Here is a 16,509-nt window from a genome sequence, read left to right as displayed (position 1 = left end):
TTTCGCGATGCCGCCAGAATCTAAAGTAAGACCTTTAGCCACTGTTGCTTATAGTCGTCCCAGCCGGGCAGCTGGACTGGCGTGGCGATTTTCTTGCGGCTGGTGGGCGTGCGCCGCCAGTGATGCAGCATCCAGCCGCCGCAGGTGGTGCCGCTGCTGTCGTCGGTGGTGCTGATCTGCTGGCGAGGCCGTAGCGACGCTAATAGCCGCGCAAACCATGGGTTGGCAGTGAAGCTGCCTTCGATGACGATGGCTGCGCCGTCGGCGTTGACGCCAAGCGCATCGAGACAGTAGTCGCTCATCAGGACGCAGTACAGGGTGGCTAGGGCGTAGCGTTGTGCAGCGCTGCTTGGCGGAGGGCCTTTTATGAAGCCTGCGCGGTGGGCGAAAGGGCCGCCGGCGCTGGAGAAGCTGGGTACGGCCAGCGTGCCTCGTTCGATCAGTGAGTGCAGGTCGGCGATGCTGCATGGTTCGACCTCGCTGCCTGCCAGTTCGGCAAATTCGCGCCCGCCCATGAAGCGCATGCAGGGCACGGCTTGTCCTAGCGCGTTGCTGTTGGCGAGCATGTCGGCTTGTTCGCGCAGGCCGTCCAGTGGCAGGCCCGGAGCAGCGGCAATCACCCACGTGCCAGTCGAGAGCACGGCGGGCGGCGTGCTGCTGGACAGGTGGCGCAGCAGCGATGCATTGCTATCATGGATGCCGCATAGTACCCGGCAATCGGAAGGCAGGCCGGTACGCAGCACCAGTTCCGGTTTCAGCACGTTCAACGGCGCCCATGCGGGCCGCAGCGGTGCAAATAATCTGCTCCAGCCCATGCGATCGACCAGCGATGAAAACTGCTTGCGCGACGGCTGCCACAAGTCGGTATGGCAACCGAGCGATGTGATTTCGCTGGCAGGCACGCCGCACAGACGCCACGCCCAGTATTGTGGATACATGAGGATGTGGCGCACGCGGCGGAATTGCCTGGGGAAGGCCAGCGACTGCCACACCAATTGGCGGCCGAGATTCAAGCCCGCAGGCAGCAGCGGTGAGTGCGTGGCGGAATAGGGCGGCCGCTCCACCGCGTAATGCGCCTGCTGCGATGCCGGTAGTTCGTATTCGTAGTCCAGTACTGGCAGTACTAAACCTTCATCGTCAACCAATGCAGCGGTCGCGCCTTGCGTGACGGGAACGATGCCGCTGACATGCGCTTGCCGCGCAAACGACTGCATCCCATCCAGCATCCATTCCCAAATGCGCTCCGTGTCATGATGCGGATACGGGCCGTCGCGCACGATGGTGTTGGGACTGCGCTGTTCTGCCAGCACCTCGCCAGCGGCATCGAGCAGCACCAACTTGACGTTGGTCTTGCCGATATCGAGCACGATGGTGGCGTCTTGAGGCAGTGTCATTTTGTTCGTCCGCGCAGCAGGCGTGGCAAGGCGATGGTCGCCAACAGCAGCACGCCGATGACGATGGTCATGTAGATGCCGGGAACGTTGGCCAGCGACAGGCCATAGGTGACGGTGCCCAGCGTGAGCACGGCCAGCATCACGCCCGCGATAGTGCCCGCACCGCCGGCGATGCTCACGCCGCCGAGTATCACCATGGTGATGATTTCCAGCTCCCAGCCCATGGCGATGTTGGGGCGTGTGCTGCCGATGCGGCCTGTGAGCAGATAGCCCGCCAGTCCGGCCATGGCGCCCGTCAGCATGAACAGCGCGAGGCGGTAGCGGTCCACGGCAATGCCCGAGAAGCGCGCGGCCACGGGGTTGTTACCGATGGCGTAGATGCGTCGCCCCCAACTGGTGGCATGCAGCACCACCGCGAACAAAGCGGCACAGCCCAGCAAAATGACGAACTCGCGCGGCACCGCGTCAAAGAAGTAGCCTTGGCCCCAGTCGGCCATCAACTGCGGGTAGCCGGTGTAAGCCTGGTCGCCCAGCACCACGCTGGCAAGGCCGCGGAATAGCGACACCGTGCCGATCGTGACGACGATGGACGGCAGGCCGAAACGCGTGACCATCACGCCGTTCAGGCAGCCGCACGCCGTGCCGGTGGCGATGGCGATCGGCAGCAGCGCTTCCGGCGGCGCGCCGTTGGCGTTGGCGAGGCCCATGGCGACCGAAGACAGCGCAAGAATGCCGGAGACGGAGATATCGATCTCGCGGCAGATAATCAGCAGGGCCATGGGCAAGGCGATCAGCGCTTTTTCGCTGAAGTTGAAGGTGCCGTCGGCGAGGTTGTCGAGGTCCAGGAAGGTAGGCAGCAAGATGCCGTTGGCGATGAAGGCGGCCAGTAGCAATAGCGCCAGCAAGCATTCGCGCCGGCCCAGCGCTGTGCGGATGCGGAGGCCCGGCCGGTCTGCGATGATGTAGCGGGACGATGACATGGTCGTGGTATTCACGCGGTGCGCCCTCCATGCAGCGGCAGGATTTGGCGGCCGCCTTGTTTGCCGTTGCGGGCATTGATCAGTACTGCGGCAAGGATCACGATGCCGGTCAGCGCGCTTTGCCAGAACGGCGATACCTTCACCACCGGCAGCGCGTTGCCGATCACGGCGAGGAACAAGCCGCCCAGCACCGCGCCGGCCACACTGCCGCAACCGCCGGCGATGCTCACGCCACCGATGACGCAGGCCGCAATCACGGTAAATTCAAAGCCGTAGGCGATCTCGGTGTAGGCCACGGCGTAGCGCGCCACCCACAGGTAGCCACACAAGCCGGCCATCGCGCCGGACAGGCCGTAGGTCCACAGCAGCCGCTGCGCAATCGGAATGCCGACATAACGCGCCGATGATGGCGCATTGCCGATGGCGTACAGGTCGCGGCCAAAGCGGCTATGCCGCGCCACGTACCATGCTGCCAGCACTGTCAGCGCGGCGATCCAGACCAGGTGCGTGACGCCGAGCAGGCGCGCCAGGGGGAAGGCGATAAACTCTGCAGGCATCTGGTGCGACGATACCCACGCGCCGCCGGACAGCACGAACACCATGCCGCGATACACGCTCATGGTGCCGAGTGTGACGACGATCGGCGGCAGGACAAGGTAGCCGATCAAGTAGCCGTTCATCAGACCAAGCAGCAGCCCTATGCCTAATGCGGCCAGCACCACGGCGATCAAGGGCAGGGCGGGGAAGCGTGCCGCCAGCAGGGCCGACATCATGCCCGCCAAGGCCAGCGTGGACGCCATCGATAAATCGACGCCACGCGTGACGATCACCAGCATCTGCGCCAGCGCCAGCATGATGAGCAGCGTACTATCGGTCAGCAGGTTGGCGAGGCTGGACGGCGTGACAAACACCGGCGCGCGCATGCCGACCAGCGTAATCAATGCCACGATGCACAGCGCCAGCTGCGTCTCGCGCATTTTCAGCAGCGCCTTCATACGCATTCCTCCAGCGGCAGTGCGCAGCCGGATGCAGCGGCGACGATCAACTCCGGCGTGGCGTCGGCCCGCGCGTATTCGCTGTCAATACGGCCTTGGTGCATGACGATGATGCGGTCGGCGAGGCCCATTACTTCAGGCAGTTCGGACGACACCAGGATTACCGACAGCCCTTTCGCTACCAGCTCGCCGATGAAGCGGTGTACGGCGGCCTTGGAGCCGATGTCGATGCCCTTGGTCGGCTCGTCGAGGATGATGACCTTGGGATTGGTCGCCAGCCATTTTCCCAGCACGACCTTTTGCTGATTGCCGCCCGAAAGCTCGGACACATGCTGCGTGAGATGCGCAGCTTTCAACTCCAGCTGCTCGGCGTAATGGCGCGCAATCGCTGTCTCCTGCGCGCGGCGGCCGCGCAGGAAGAAACCGACGCGCGACAGGATGGGCAGCGTTATATTGTGCAGAATCGGCAGCGTTAAATGCGCGCCTTGGTGCTGGCGGTCTTCCGGCACATAAGCGATGCCGTGGGCGATGGCATCTGCCGCCGAGTCAATAACGGCGAGCTTGCCGTGCATGCGAACCTCGCCGCTCACGCCCGAGGTGAGGCCGAACAGGGCCTGCATCACCTCGGAGCGGCCCGCGCCGACCAAGCCGTAAAAGCCGAGGATCTCGCCTTGCCGCAGCGTGAAGTTCACGTCTTCAAACTCGGTAGGGTGGCGGAAGTTGCGTACTTCCAGCACCACGTCGCCGGGCGTGACGTCGGCCTTGGGATAAGCTTCCTTCACGGCGCGGCCTACCATCAACGCGACTAACTCAGGTTCAGTGATATCGGCCAGTGCGCCTTCCGCTATAAACTGGCCGTCGCGCAGCACGGTGTAGCGGTCGGCCACGGCGAAAATTTCGTCAAATTTGTGCGAGATGAAGATGACCGCCGTACCGGCAGCGCGCAACTGGCCGATGATGCGGTACAGCTCCTGGATCTCGCGCTGTGACAGGGAGGCAGTCGGCTCGTCGAGGATCACCACGCGCGCATCTTGCGACAACGCGCGGGCAATCTCCACGAAATGGCGCTGCGCCACGCTCAAGTCTTTTACGCGGGCGCGTACCGGCAGCGTCACCTCGAGACGCGCGAATAGTTTTTCGGCTTCCGCCTCGATGCGTTTCCAGTCGATGCGCGCACCACGGCATGGCTGGCGGCCGACGTAGATATTCTCCGCCACCGTCAGTTCGTCAAACATCACCGTCTCTTGGTGCACGGCGGTGATCCCGGCCTGCATGGCGTCCTGCACGCTGGCGAAGGCCACCGGCTGGCCGGCCAGCGTGACGCTGCCTTCATCCGGTTGATAAATCCCGGTCAGCGTTTTAACTAAAGTCGATTTGCCCGCGCCGTTCTCGCCGATCAGCGCCATTACTTCACCGGCGCACACCGTCAATGCGACGTTATTAAGCGCGACGATGCCCGCAAAGCGCTTGCAGATCCCGGCCAACTGCAGAACCGGGGTGGTATTCGTGGTCATAGGACTTCCAGCTCAGAAGATCTTGGAGAATTTGTCGACGTTGCTTTTATCGTAGGTGAACGGCGGCGCCATTGCGCCTTCGCCTTTAGCGTCGATAGCGATGCTACCCATGCGGCCAGCGGAGATGCTGCCGCCCGGATGTGCCGTGGGCCGCTTCTGCACGAAGTCATAGGCCGCATAGGTGGCCGCATAACCGAGATCGATCGGGTTCCAGATCGCGAACTCGCGCACCGCGCCGCTCTTGACGTGGCCTGCCATCTCGGACGGCAAGCCCAGTCCCGTCACAAACACCTTGCCGACCAGGTGCTCATCGACCACCGCCTTGCTGGCTGCGTTGATGCCCACCGTGGTAGGAGCAATGATGGCTTTCAGATGCGGATTGCTGCGTAAAAGGCCGATGGCCTCGCGGTAGCTCTTGTCCGATTGGTCGTCGCCGTACACGGTCGCCACCAATGTCATCTTGCTGAACTCCGGTTTTTCCAGCACCTTTTTCATCACGCTGATCCAGATATTCTGGTTGGTGGCTTGCGCCGATGCGGACAAGATAGCGATTTCGCCTTCACCGCCAATGGCGTCTGCTGCCATTTGAATTTGCTTCAAGCCGATCAAGTCGGCGTTGGAGGGGTTCAGTTGCATCAAGCGGCCTTCAGGCGCGAGGCCGCTGTCGAAGGAAATCACCTTGATGCCGCGCGCCATGGCCTTCTTCGTAATCGGCACCAGCGCATTGGGATCGTTGGCCGAGATGACGATGGCGTTCACTTTTTGACTGATCAGCGAGTTGATGATCTCAATCTGGCCTTCCGCGCTGGGCGTGGTGGGGCCGGTGTAGATGATCTCCACGTTCTTCAATTCCGTGGCCGCGTCCTTGGCGCCGTTATGGGCAGCATCGAAAAAGCCGTTGCCCAGATTTTTCACCACCATGGCGATACGTATCTGGTCAGGCGCTTTTTCTTTGCAGCCGGTGAGGGCGGCCAGCAGGCCGGCGGCAAGCGCCGCCAATACGATGTGCTTGAGCTTCAATGCGCAGCCTCCGACTGGAACATGCCGACCGCCTCAAACCCGTAAGGCGTATTAAAGGCCGACGGCGCAATCTGCGGCGGCAGCGCTTCGCGCTCCACCGTCACCACGCGCACGCCGGACTGCTCCAGCAGCTGCACGGCCGCATCGGAAGCCTCGGTATCGGTGATGACGGTCGATACACGGTTTAAGCCGCATAGAATCAAGCCCGCTTTCTTGGCGAACTTGGAGCTATCGGCCAGCACGATCAATTCCTCTGCTTGCGAGATCAAGCGCTTCTCGGCTTGAATCAGCAGCGGGTCGGCTTCCATCAGGCCAAGCAGCGACAGCCCGTAGACGCTCATGAACATCTTGGCGGCGTAGTGGTGCTGGGTGATGTCGTTGTCGAAGGGGCTGAGGATGACGTTCTGCTCGCGGTACACCTTCCCGCCGGGGACGATGATCTCGTTCTCGCTGGAGACCAGCAGGCGCTCGGCCATCAGGAAGGAGTTGGTGAGGATTTTGAGGTGATGGTCAACTAAAAATTCGGCCATCATGAAGGTGGTGGTGCCGCCGTTGATGATGATGGTTTCACCCTCGCTGCACATGCCGGCAGCGTAGCGGGCGATGGCGCGTTTGTGCTCGGCGCGGCACTGGATATTGTTCTGGAAGGTCTCGCTGGTGAGCGTGAAACCGCGCTTTTTCTGCTCAAGATTAGCGGCGCCACCGCGCGTCCGGGTGAGCAGACTGCGGGCCGCCAGCCAGCTGATATCGCGCCGCACGGTGGCCGGCGAGGCGTTCAGCCAATCGACCAACTGCGGCACGCTGGCCGTATTATGTTCGGCAAGCAGTTTCAGCAAACGCTTGCGACGCTTGTGATTCACCATTTGAGTCTCCTGTTATTCTGGGCTACTCCCTGCATTGCTGCGGTGTGCCCGTTTATTAACTTTCAAGGCTAAACGCTTCCAAATCGATCGTCAATCACTCTTCAATCATTTTAGTGATTGTTTTGTTATGCGCTACCATTTTTGCTCACGCACTAATCATCGATGTGATTATTTGGCTCTTGGTCATCAACTTGATTGCTTATGCATTGACACCCATGGCCCACTGATTTCTACTGAAAAGGTAAAACACAACAACGGAGACCAGCAATGAAAGAACCCCCGATCGCTTCCTTGTGGGACGATGCCGCCGCAGCCAGCATGAGCGAACCAGAACTGCTGCTGTACCGTTCCAACCTGCTTGGATCGGATCTGCGCATCACCAATTTCGGCGGCGGGAATACCTCGGCCAAGGTGATGATGACCGATCCGCTGACCGGAGCGCAGGTGGAGGTGCTGTGGGTGAAAGGCTCCGGCGGTGACCTGGGCAGCATCAAGATCGATGGCTTCTCGACGCTGTACATGGACAAGCTGCAAGCGCTGAAGGGCCGCTATCGCGGATTGGCGCACGAGGATGAGATGGTGGCTTATCTGCCGCACTGCACCTTCAATTTGAATCCGCGCGCCGCCAGCATCGACACGCCGCTGCATGCATACATCGCGCGCAGGCACGTCGACCACATGCATCCTGATTCGGTGATTGCGATCGCCGCTTGCGCCAGCAGCCAGGCGCTGACGCAGAAGATTTTCGAAGGCGCGCTGGGATGGCTGCCGTGGCAGCGTCCCGGCTATGATCTCGGCCTGAAGCTGGAGGCGCTGTCGCAATCGCAGCCGCAATTGAAGGGGATTATCCTCGAGGGCCATGGCCTGTTCACGTGGGGCGATACGGCGAAGAGCTGCTACGAGACCACGCTGGCGATCATCAAGCGCGCGGAGGAATGGCTTGCGGCGAATGTGAAACAACCGGTGTTCGGCGGTGCGGCCAGTGTGCCGCTGCCGGCGGAGCAGCGCAGTGCATTCGCGGCCCGCTTGATGCCGCTGTTGCGCGGGAAGATCAGCCGCGATGAATACAAGCTTGGTCACTTCGATGACAGCGAGGCGGTACTGGAATTTGTGTGCAGCCGCGATTTGAAGCCGCTGGCGGCGCTGGGTACATCGTGCCCGGATCACTTCTTGCGCACCAAGATTCGTCCGTTCGTTATCGAATACGACGGCGATTTCGATAAACTGGTGGCCGGTCTCGATGACGCGCTGGCGCAGTACCGCGCGGACTATGTGGCTTACTACGAGCGCTGCAAGCACGAAAACAGCCCGGCCGTGCGCGATGCGAATCCGATTATTTATCTGATTCCTGGCATCGGCATGCTGTCCTTCGCTAAGGATAAAGCGACTGCGCGCATCGCTGGCGAGTTTTACATCAACGCCATTAACGTGATGCGCGGTGCGAGCGGCGTCGATAACTATGTTGGCCTACCAGAGCAGGAGGCGTTCGACATCGAATATTGGCTGCTTGAGGAAGCCAAGCTTCAGCGCATGCCCAAGCCTAAAAGCCTTGCCGGCCGCATCGCATTGGTGACCGGTGGCGCAGGCGGTATCGGCCAGGCGGTGGCGAAGCAGTTGCTGCAAGAGGGCGCATGCGTGCTGCTGACCGATATCGATGGCGAAGCCTTGGAGCTGGCGCACAAGGACTTGGACAAAGCAGGCGGCAAGGATAATGTCGGCAGCGTGGTGGCCAACATCACCAGCGAGGAAGACGTCGAGAAGGTGCTGAAGGCCGCGTCATTGAAGTTTGGCGGACTCGATCTGCTGATCTCCAACGCCGGCATCGCTTCGTCTGCTCCCCTGGAGGACACCACGCTGGATGTGTGGCAGCGTAACCAGGACATCCTCGTGAAAGGCTACTTCTTGGCCAGCCGCGCCGCCTTCCGCATCATGAAGCAGCAAAAGCTCGGCGGCAGCATGGTGTTCGTTGCCAGCAAAAACGGCTTGGTCGCATCGGCCGGTGCCTCGGCTTACTGCACTGCGAAGGCCGCCGAGATTCACCTCGCGCGCTGCATTGCGCTGGAAGGTGCGCCGCACGGTATCCGCGTCAACGTGGTCAATCCCGATGCGGTGATCCGCGGCTCGCGCATCTGGGACGGCAAGTGGAAGCAGGAGCGCGCGCAGTCGAATAAAATCGATGCCGACGATGTCGAAGCGTTTTACCGCGACCGCAGCATGCTCAAACTCAGCGTGCTGCCCGAGGATATCGCAGAAGCCGTGTACTTCCTCGCCAGCGACAAGGCGGCCAAGAGCACTGGTAATATCCTCAACGTGGACGCCGGCAACGCCGGCGCATTCACGCGATAAGAAAAAAGTAAGGAGACAATGTGAGCACCATCATCGATAGCGGCCGCGCGGAGGAGCATAACGCTCAGCTGCGCGCCGGGCTGAATGCAGATTATGAAGCGCTGGGCGGCATGCTGGCACGGCGCGGCGTGGATATCGAGAAGTTGACTGCGGCGGCGCGGACCTTCGCCGTGGCCTTACCTAGCTGGGGCGTTGGCACCGGCGGCACGCGCTTTGCGCGTTTTCCAGGCCGTGGCGAGCCGCGCAACGTGGTTGAGAAACTGGACGACTGCGCGGTCATTCATCAACTGACGCGCGCTACGCCGGGCGTGTCCTTGCACTTCCCGTGGGATAAAACGACTGATCCTGTGGCGTTGCGCCAGCAGGCGCAGAATCACGGCCTGTATTTTGACGCGGTCAATTCCAATACCTTCCAGGACCAAGCGGGCCAAGAGCACAGCTATAAGTACGGCAGCTTGACCGCCAACAGCGCCGCCACGCGCGCGCAGGCGGTGGCGCACAATATCGAATGCATAGAGCTTGGCCGGGCGCTTGGCTCCAAGGCGCTGACGGTGTGGGTGGGCGACGGCGCCAATTTCCCCGGCCAGCACAATCTGCGCGGTGCGCTGGAGCGCTACCTGGACAGCATGCGCGATATCTATGCGGCGCTGCCGGTGGACTGGCTGATGTTCATCGAGCACAAGCTGTTCGAACCGGCGTTCTACGCCACCACCATCGCCGACTGGGGCACCAGCTTCGCTTGTGCGCAAACCTTGGGCGACAAGGCGCGCTGCCTGGTCGACCTTGGGCACCACGCGCCCAATACCAATATCGAGATGATCGTGGCGCGGCTGGCGCAATTCGGCAAGCTTGGCGGATTCCACTTCAACGACAGCAAGTACGGCGACGACGACCTGGATTCCGGCAGCATCAATCCGTTCCAGCTGTTCCTGGTGTTTAACGAGCTGGCCGATGCGGCGGAGCGCGGCGGTGCGGCGTTCAAGCCGGCCTATATGCTCGATCAATCGCACAACGTCACCGATCCGATAGAAAGCTTGATGAGCAGCGCGGTGGAAGTGCAGCGCGCGTTTGTGCAGGCACAGTTGGTGGACCGCGCGGCCTTGCGCCAGCACCAGGAGGCCAACGATGCGCTACAATCGGCGCAAGCGCTGAAACAGGCTTACCGCACCGACGTCAGCGCGATCCTGGCGATGGCGCGGCTGCGTTCCGGCGGTGCGATTGATCCGGTGGCGTGTTATCGTGCCAGCGGCTACCGTGCGAAAGTGGCGGAGGCGCGTCCAGCCAAGGCAGGCGCCAGCAGCAGCGGCATCGTGTGAACATGCGCGCGTTTCGGATGCAGCTCAAGCCCGGCGCAGCTGCCGAGTACAAGCGGCGTCACGATGAACTGTGGCCGCATCTCGGCAAAGCGCTGCGCGACGCTGGTATCTATGACTATTCGATCTTCCTGGACGAAGAGTCGTTGCAGCTGTTCGCGGTGCTGAAACTGTGGCCCGATCATAAGATCGAAGACCTGCCGATCAAGCCGGTCATGCAGCGCTGGTGGAACTACATGGCGGACTTGATGGAGGTTGAGCCGGGCAACCGCCCGCGCGAATGGCCTCTGCAGCAGGTGTTTCACTTTGCTTGAAAAGGAGACGTGGTGAAGAAGTTGTTGGGTGTCTTGATATTGGCCGTGTCCGCGCACAATGCGGGCGCGGTTTCTTTGTTTAATGGCCGCGATTTCAGCGGCTGGGAATTACAAACCACGCCGGCCGCCGCGCTTGAAGACGCGTTCCGCGTGCTGCCCGACGGCGTCATCGCCTCGGCCGGCATGCCGTCCGGTTTCCTGGCCACGCGTGAGAGCTATCGCAATTACAAGCTGCACGTGGAGTGGCGCTGGACCGGCAAGCCGGGTAATGGCGGCGTGCTGCTGCACATTAGCCCCGGTACATTCGATCGCGTGTGGCCCGTCAGCCTGCAAGTGCAAACCAAGTTTGGCGCAGTTGGTGATTTACTGCCGATGGCGGCCGGCAGTTTTTCCGAACCATTGACCAGCGCGCCGGGTGCGGAGACCCGCATCAAGGCGCATACGGCCGCAGATAGCGAGAAGCCTGCGGGCGAATGGAACGCGTGCGACATCGTCAGCCGCGATGGCACAGTGGAGGTAACGGTGAACGGTGTGCTGCAAAATCGCGTGTCGCAGGTATCGCCTGCGTCGGGCCGCATTGGCTTCCAGCTGGAAGGCACGCCTTACGAATTGCGCCGCGTGGAACTAACGCCGCTGAATTAAGGAGAAAACCCTGCCGGCCAAGGAGACGAGGGAGAGTGTGTACCGGCAGGGAAGGAGTGCAGTTCTAGTATCAAGATTCGCGCACACGCTGTCAACGGCGCGCGCAATCTAATCACGTAGTTGATCGCATCGGCACATCGATGATGCCGCGCGCGAGTGCCATGATCACCGCGTGGGTGCGGTCGTTAGCCTGAAGCTTGGCCATCAGGTTCTTCATGTGCACCTTCACCGTTTCTTCCGAAATGTTCAACTCACTGCCGATGCGGCGATTGCTATTGCCGATCGCGGCCTGCGCCAGTACCTCTATTTCGCGGGGACTCAAGGCGTCCGCCGGGATATGGGTCGCCATCGCTTCGGCGACGCATGGCGGAATATGGCGATGTCCTTCAAACACTGAGCGCACAATCGACAGCATGTCCTTGCGCACCATGCTCTTTAGCATATAGCCGGCCGCACCGGCCTTCATCGCGCGCAGCGCGTGAGTGTCGCCCTCAAAGGTGGTCAGCACCACGATGCACGCGTGCGGGAATTCCGCGCGGATGGCGGTGATGGCGTCGATGCCGTTCATGTCCGGCATCCGAATATCCATCAGCGTGACGTCGGGCCGCACGCGCCGATACTCGGCCAGCGCCTGGCGGCCGGAGGTGGCTTCGGCGACCAGGCGGAAGTCCGGCGCATTGGCGATCACGCTGGCTACGCCTTCGAGGAAGATCGGATGGTCATCCACGGACATGATCGTGATGGTCAAAGCTGGCTCCAAAATGCGGCGGATATCGTTCATTGTGTCACGCTTATAGCCTAGGCGACAATAACCTGTATTGGGTAGTGCAAATGCGGGCGTGATACTCTTGAATGTTGCGAATCACTTAACAGCCGAGGAATTATGCGACGTCGCCCCCTGAGGTATTTATTCGCTTGTATTAGTCTCGCCTGCGCTGCGTCGGCATGGGCTGCCAAACCGGCCAACGACTTGCTGCCGTTCTGGCACACGGCCATGCACCATACCGCGTGGACCAAGAAGGATGGCGCGCCGTCCAACGTGCTGTTTATGACGCAGGGGGCCGACGGCATGATGCTGTTCGGCGCTTACGACGGCTTGCACCGCTTCGACGGCGTAAAATTCGAGCGGATCGACAACATCGACGGTAACAAGCTGCTGTCGACAAACGTCATCTCGCTGATTAACTTCGACGGTGCGCTGTGGCTGACCTACCAATTCGGCGGCATCAGCGTTTTCAACAAGGGTAAGGTCAAGCACTACGAGGCCGCCGACGGCCTGCCTGCCGGCGCGATCCGCTACGTGGACCGCAGCGAAAAAGGCGTGATGTGGGCCTCGTCCGGCTACGGCATGTACTGGCTCGATGGTGATCGCTGGCGCCGCGCGGGCGCCGATCAAGGCCTGCCCGAGGGTGGCTCGGCGGCGATGAACTTCCCGGCCGACGGTGGTGTCATCACCTATATCGGCGACGACGTGTATCGCAGTCCGGCCGGCGAGCCCAAATTCAAGCGGGTGCTGACCTTGCCCGGCGTGGAGGGCGGCGACGACCGGCCCGACGGCACGATCTGGATGTTCAGTCAAAAGTCCGGCATCACGGCCTACGATCCCGAGACCGGCGCGCTGAAAAAAATCGATGTGCCGCGCAACGATGCCGGTATTTTCAGCTACAAGAGCGACAAGCGAGGCAGCTTCTGGCTTAATACCGGCAAGAGTATCCAGCTGCTGGATCGGGACATGAAGCCGGTGCGCAGTTTCACCCGGGCGCAGGGCTTCACGGACGACACTTTTGCCAACATCTTCGACGATAGGGAAGGGAACCTGTGGTTCACCACCGACTTGGGCGTGGATCGTTTGCGCGAGACCAAGCTGACCACCGTGCCGTTGCCGCCCAAGTTCAATTCACCGCTGGTGAGCCCCGGCGCCGATGGCACGATCTGGATCAGTGGCGGCTACGGCTCCGAGACGTTCGGCATCGCGGCCAACGGCCAGCGCGTGCAGGCCGGCTTTAACACCGCGCTGGCGACTTTGCGCGAACCCGGCGGCGCCATGTGGTTCGGCACCGAGAGCCAGTTATGGCGGCGCGATGGCAATCAGCAGCGCAGCTGGGATTTTCCGGCCGAGCTGAAAGGACGCCGGGTGCAGGCCATGGCTTGGGGGCAGGATAGCAGGCTTTGGCTATCGATGCTTGGCCGCGGCATCTACACTTTCAAGGACGGCGTCTGGACTGCGCGCGGCGGCGTGGAGGAACTTGGCAAGGACACCGCGATCTGGCTGTTCGCCGATGCGCAAGGCGCGATCTGGATCGGTTACACGAAAAGCCGGATCGCCGTGCTGCGCGACGGGAAACTGACCCGCTATGGCGCAGCGGAAGGGCTGGATATCGGCAATGTACTGGCGATTCAAAGCCGCTCCGGCCGCGTGTGGGCCGGCGGCGAAAGCGGCTTGGCCTACCTGGACGGCGGCCGATTCGTGAAGCTGACGCGCGCCGGCGGCGACAGTTTCAACGGCACCTCCGGCATCGTGGAAACGGCCGATGGCGATTTGTGGCTGCATCACGTGGATGGCATCAAGCGCATTGCGGCCGCGGAGATCAAGGCGGCGGTAGCGCGCGCCGGGCGCGTGAGCGTGGTCGAGGAATTCAATCACCTCGACGGACTGGAAGGCTTGGCCTCGCAAATCTCGCCGCTGCCATCACTGACGCAAGCACCCGACGGCCGCATCTGGTATGCCACCAATGCGAATGTCGGCTGGATCGACCCTGCCCATATCCTGAAAAATACGCTGGCGCCGAACGTCATGATCAAGTCTATCGTCACCGAAGACAAAGCCTACCTGCCCGCCGGTGACCGCACACTGCCGCACAACACGCGCGCGCTGAATATTCAATTTACCGCGACGTCGCTGGGCATGCCGGAGCGGGTGCAGTTCCGCTATCGCCTTAGCGGCGTGGACGCGCAATGGCGTGAGGCCGGCACCGCGCGGGAAGCGTTCTACACTAATTTGGCACCGGGTAATTACAGGTTCGACGTGATTGCCGCCAACGAGGACGGCGTGTGGAATGAAAAGGGCGACAGCATCGCGTTCGACATTCCACCTACTTTCGTGCAGACCGAGGGCTTCAAGCTGCTTTGCCTGGTGCTGCTGCTGATCGTGCTGTATCTGCTATACCTGTGGCGCATGCGGGCACTGACGGCGCGCATGCAGGAGCGCCTGGAGGAGAGGCTGGATGAACGCGAACGCATCGCGCGGGGACTGCACGACACATTCCTGCAAAGCCTGCAGGGCTTAATCCTGCGGATCGACGGCATTCGCTTTCGCGTCAAGGATGACGGCGAATCGCAGGCGATGGTGGAGAAAATCCTCGACGATGCGGACAAGCTGATTGTAGAGGGCCGCAGCGAAGTGATGGGACTACGCTCCAGTGGCTCCGTTGAGGCCTTGCCGAAAGCGTTTGCCAAGGTGGCCGAGTCGATGCAAGATCAAAGCTCGGCAAACTTCAGTTTGCGCATCAACGGCGAGGCACGGCTGCTACAAGCCGATGTGCAGGACGAAGTAGTGTACATCGGCAGGGAAGCACTGCTGAACGCATTCCGGCACGCGCGCGCCAGCAGCATCGGCATGGAAATCGACTACGGCAAAAACGCATTCTCGATCACCGTGCGCGATGACGGCGTCGGCATGCCGAAGGCCGCAGAGCTGCCGGGGGAAAGCCAAGGGCATTTCGGCCTCACCGGCATGCGCGAGCGGGCAAAGGGCATCGGCGCTGAACTCACGCTCGAATCAGCGGAGGGCGCCGGAACCACCATGCGCCTTGCGCTGCCTGCGAGTAGCGCCTACCACAGGTCGAAGCGCAATCGCTGGCTACCAGGCTAAAACACGCGGCCCGATGAGCGCACCGATGGCGGCGGGAATCAGCATGCCGAGCAAGTACCAGAAGCCGACAAATACGATGCTCAGTTCCGGGCAGTGCAGGCAGTAGACGGCGGCGGCTGCCGCGCCGGCGGCGAATCCTGCCGCTGCACCGGCGCTGCGCAGCCGCGTTGGTGCGCGGCTGCGCATGATGCGCAGGGCGGCGGCGAACAGCGGCAGCGATATCAATGCGATCAGCAATGGGCAGTAGCGCCACGTGGTGCCCCAGAACAGGTCTGCGCGCGCCGCAGGTGCGGCTTGCAGCAGGACTGCGGCGGCCACCAGCCAGGCTACCGCCACCGGGGCGCCGATGTAGAACGGCAGGGCGGTGGTGCGCGCACCGGGTGCGGATAGACGCTTGACGGCCAGCCAGCCTGCGGCCGTCAGTGCCAGCGAAAATACCAGCTTGCTCCAGAACGCGGGCAACATCAGTTCTTCAAACAGGTTGGCTCGTACGCCGAGCAACGCCAGCATCAGCGCCGCGCTGACCAGCAGGCCTGCCACGAGCCACAGCGGTGCAAGGGAATCGCGCGCCGGCTGCGTGTCTGCGCCGCTGGATAACATCTCGATCAAATCATCTGTTTTCATTTTGCTTCTCGCAATGTGGTGGCCAAGGTTTTCAAGCCGCGATGCACCGATACCTTGACTGCCGCTTCCGACATATTCAGTAAATCCGCCGCCTCGCGCATGGACAATCCATCCAGCTTGGTGTGGATGATGGCGTCGCGCTGCTTCTCCGGCAGCGTGGCCAGCAGAGTTAACACGTCGCGCTGCGCCTCGCCGGCATCCTGGTCGGCGGTCGAGAACAGCGCATCTTCATCGTCCAGCGGCTGATGCAGGCTGTCTTGCCGCGCGTGGCGCCGCAGCCAGTCAATCAGCTTGTAGCGCGCGATGGCGTAAATCCACGCGGTGACCGGCAAGCCGGTGTCGTAACTTGCGCGCTGGTTATGGATCGCCAGCAGCGACTCCTGCACCAGATCTTCCACCTGGTCTGGCCAACTTCCTAACCGGCGGCGCAGGAAGGCGCGCAGGTACGGCGTTATCGCTTGCAAAAAACCGCGATAGGCCTTGGCGTCACCGTCCAGCCCTTGCAGAAACAGCGCATGCAGCCGCAGTTCCGTGTGGCGCAAGCGATCCTGCCCTGTTATTCGATCCATTGACGCCTTTGGTAACAGTTCGTGAAAATTTTTTTTGAAGCGCTGTAACCTCGTTGAGGATGAC

Annotated in this window: 14 protein-coding genes; 5 read left to right on the top strand and 9 right to left on the bottom strand. The window is 61.7% G+C overall.

Going from position 1 to position 16,509, the window contains the following annotated elements:
* Positions 1–20: 20 nt before the first annotated feature.
* The 6 genes from GTP45_RS10920 to GTP45_RS10895 are packed head-to-tail and all read right to left on the bottom strand — an operon-like array spanning position 21 to position 6,766.
* A complete protein-coding gene (locus tag GTP45_RS10920) occupies positions 21–1,394 on the bottom strand; it encodes an FGGY-family carbohydrate kinase (RefSeq protein ID WP_161013889.1) in 1,374 nt (457 codons plus the stop codon).
* Positions 1,391–2,374, bottom strand: coding sequence for an ABC transporter permease (locus tag GTP45_RS10915; protein WP_161014196.1), 984 nt, complete (start codon positions 2,372–2,374; stop codon positions 1,391–1,393). The genes GTP45_RS10920 and GTP45_RS10915 overlap by 4 nt, the downstream gene beginning before the upstream one ends.
* 11 nt (positions 2,375–2,385) lie before the next feature.
* Positions 2,386–3,369, bottom strand: a complete 984-nt coding sequence (locus GTP45_RS10910; RefSeq protein WP_161013888.1) for an ABC transporter permease — start codon at positions 3,367–3,369, stop codon at positions 2,386–2,388.
* Positions 3,366–4,883, bottom strand: coding sequence for a sugar ABC transporter ATP-binding protein (locus tag GTP45_RS10905; protein WP_161013887.1), 1,518 nt, complete (start codon positions 4,881–4,883; stop codon positions 3,366–3,368). The genes GTP45_RS10910 and GTP45_RS10905 overlap by 4 nt, the downstream gene beginning before the upstream one ends.
* A gap of 12 nt (positions 4,884–4,895) precedes the next feature.
* A complete protein-coding gene (gene rhaS, locus GTP45_RS10900) occupies positions 4,896–5,903 on the bottom strand; it encodes a rhamnose ABC transporter substrate-binding protein (protein ID WP_217363343.1) in 1,008 nt (335 codons plus the stop codon).
* Positions 5,900–6,766, bottom strand: a complete 867-nt coding sequence (locus GTP45_RS10895) for a DeoR/GlpR family DNA-binding transcription regulator (RefSeq protein WP_161013886.1) — start codon at positions 6,764–6,766, stop codon at positions 5,900–5,902. Before GTP45_RS10895 ends, rhaS begins: the two co-directional genes overlap by 4 nt.
* A 267-nt stretch (positions 6,767–7,033) precedes the next feature.
* On the opposite strand from GTP45_RS10895, the gene GTP45_RS10890 reads away from it, so the two are divergent.
* Genes GTP45_RS10890 through GTP45_RS10875 form a run of 4 tightly spaced genes read left to right on the top strand, consistent with a single transcriptional unit; the run spans position 7,034 to position 11,381 of the window.
* Positions 7,034–9,112, top strand: coding sequence for a bifunctional rhamnulose-1-phosphate aldolase/short-chain dehydrogenase (locus GTP45_RS10890; protein WP_161013885.1), 2,079 nt, complete (start codon positions 7,034–7,036; stop codon positions 9,110–9,112).
* Between the two features lie 20 nt (positions 9,113–9,132).
* A complete protein-coding gene (gene rhaI, locus GTP45_RS10885) occupies positions 9,133–10,428 on the top strand; it encodes an L-rhamnose catabolism isomerase (RefSeq protein ID WP_161013884.1) in 1,296 nt (431 codons plus the stop codon).
* Positions 10,429–10,430: 2 nt separating this feature from the next.
* On the top strand, positions 10,431–10,739 hold the full coding sequence (locus tag GTP45_RS10880; RefSeq protein WP_217363342.1) for an L-rhamnose mutarotase: 309 nt from the start codon (positions 10,431–10,433) through the stop codon (positions 10,737–10,739).
* A gap of 12 nt (positions 10,740–10,751) precedes the next feature.
* Positions 10,752–11,381, top strand: a complete 630-nt coding sequence (locus tag GTP45_RS10875; RefSeq protein ID WP_161013883.1) for a 3-keto-disaccharide hydrolase — start codon at positions 10,752–10,754, stop codon at positions 11,379–11,381.
* Between the two features lie 112 nt (positions 11,382–11,493).
* Here the strand turns inward: GTP45_RS10875 and GTP45_RS10870 are convergent, their stop codons facing one another.
* A complete protein-coding gene (locus tag GTP45_RS10870) occupies positions 11,494–12,129 on the bottom strand; it encodes a response regulator (RefSeq protein ID WP_229258410.1) in 636 nt (211 codons plus the stop codon).
* A gap of 135 nt (positions 12,130–12,264) precedes the next feature.
* Here GTP45_RS10870 and GTP45_RS10865 point away from each other — a divergent pair, with 135 nt between their 5' ends.
* The gene (locus tag GTP45_RS10865; RefSeq protein WP_161013881.1) at positions 12,265–15,252 is read left to right on the top strand and encodes a sensor histidine kinase; all 2,988 of its coding nucleotides are present in this window, start codon (positions 12,265–12,267) and stop codon (positions 15,250–15,252) included.
* Here the strand turns inward: GTP45_RS10865 and GTP45_RS10860 are convergent.
* Complete coding sequence (locus GTP45_RS10860; protein WP_161013880.1) at positions 15,241–15,876, bottom strand: NrsF family protein; 636 nt, start codon at positions 15,874–15,876, stop codon at positions 15,241–15,243. The genes GTP45_RS10865 and GTP45_RS10860 overlap by 12 nt on opposite strands.
* Positions 15,873–16,445, bottom strand: coding sequence for a sigma-70 family RNA polymerase sigma factor (locus GTP45_RS10855; protein ID WP_161013879.1), 573 nt, complete (start codon positions 16,443–16,445; stop codon positions 15,873–15,875). Before GTP45_RS10855 ends, GTP45_RS10860 begins: the two co-directional genes overlap by 4 nt.
* Between the last annotated feature and the right edge of the window lie 64 nt (positions 16,446–16,509).

The sequence above is a fragment of the Duganella rivi genome, from assembly GCF_009857435.1.
Lineage (GTDB): Bacteria > Pseudomonadota > Gammaproteobacteria > Burkholderiales > Burkholderiaceae_D > Rugamonas > Rugamonas rivi.
This window is presented reverse-complemented; position numbering and strand designations above follow the sequence as displayed.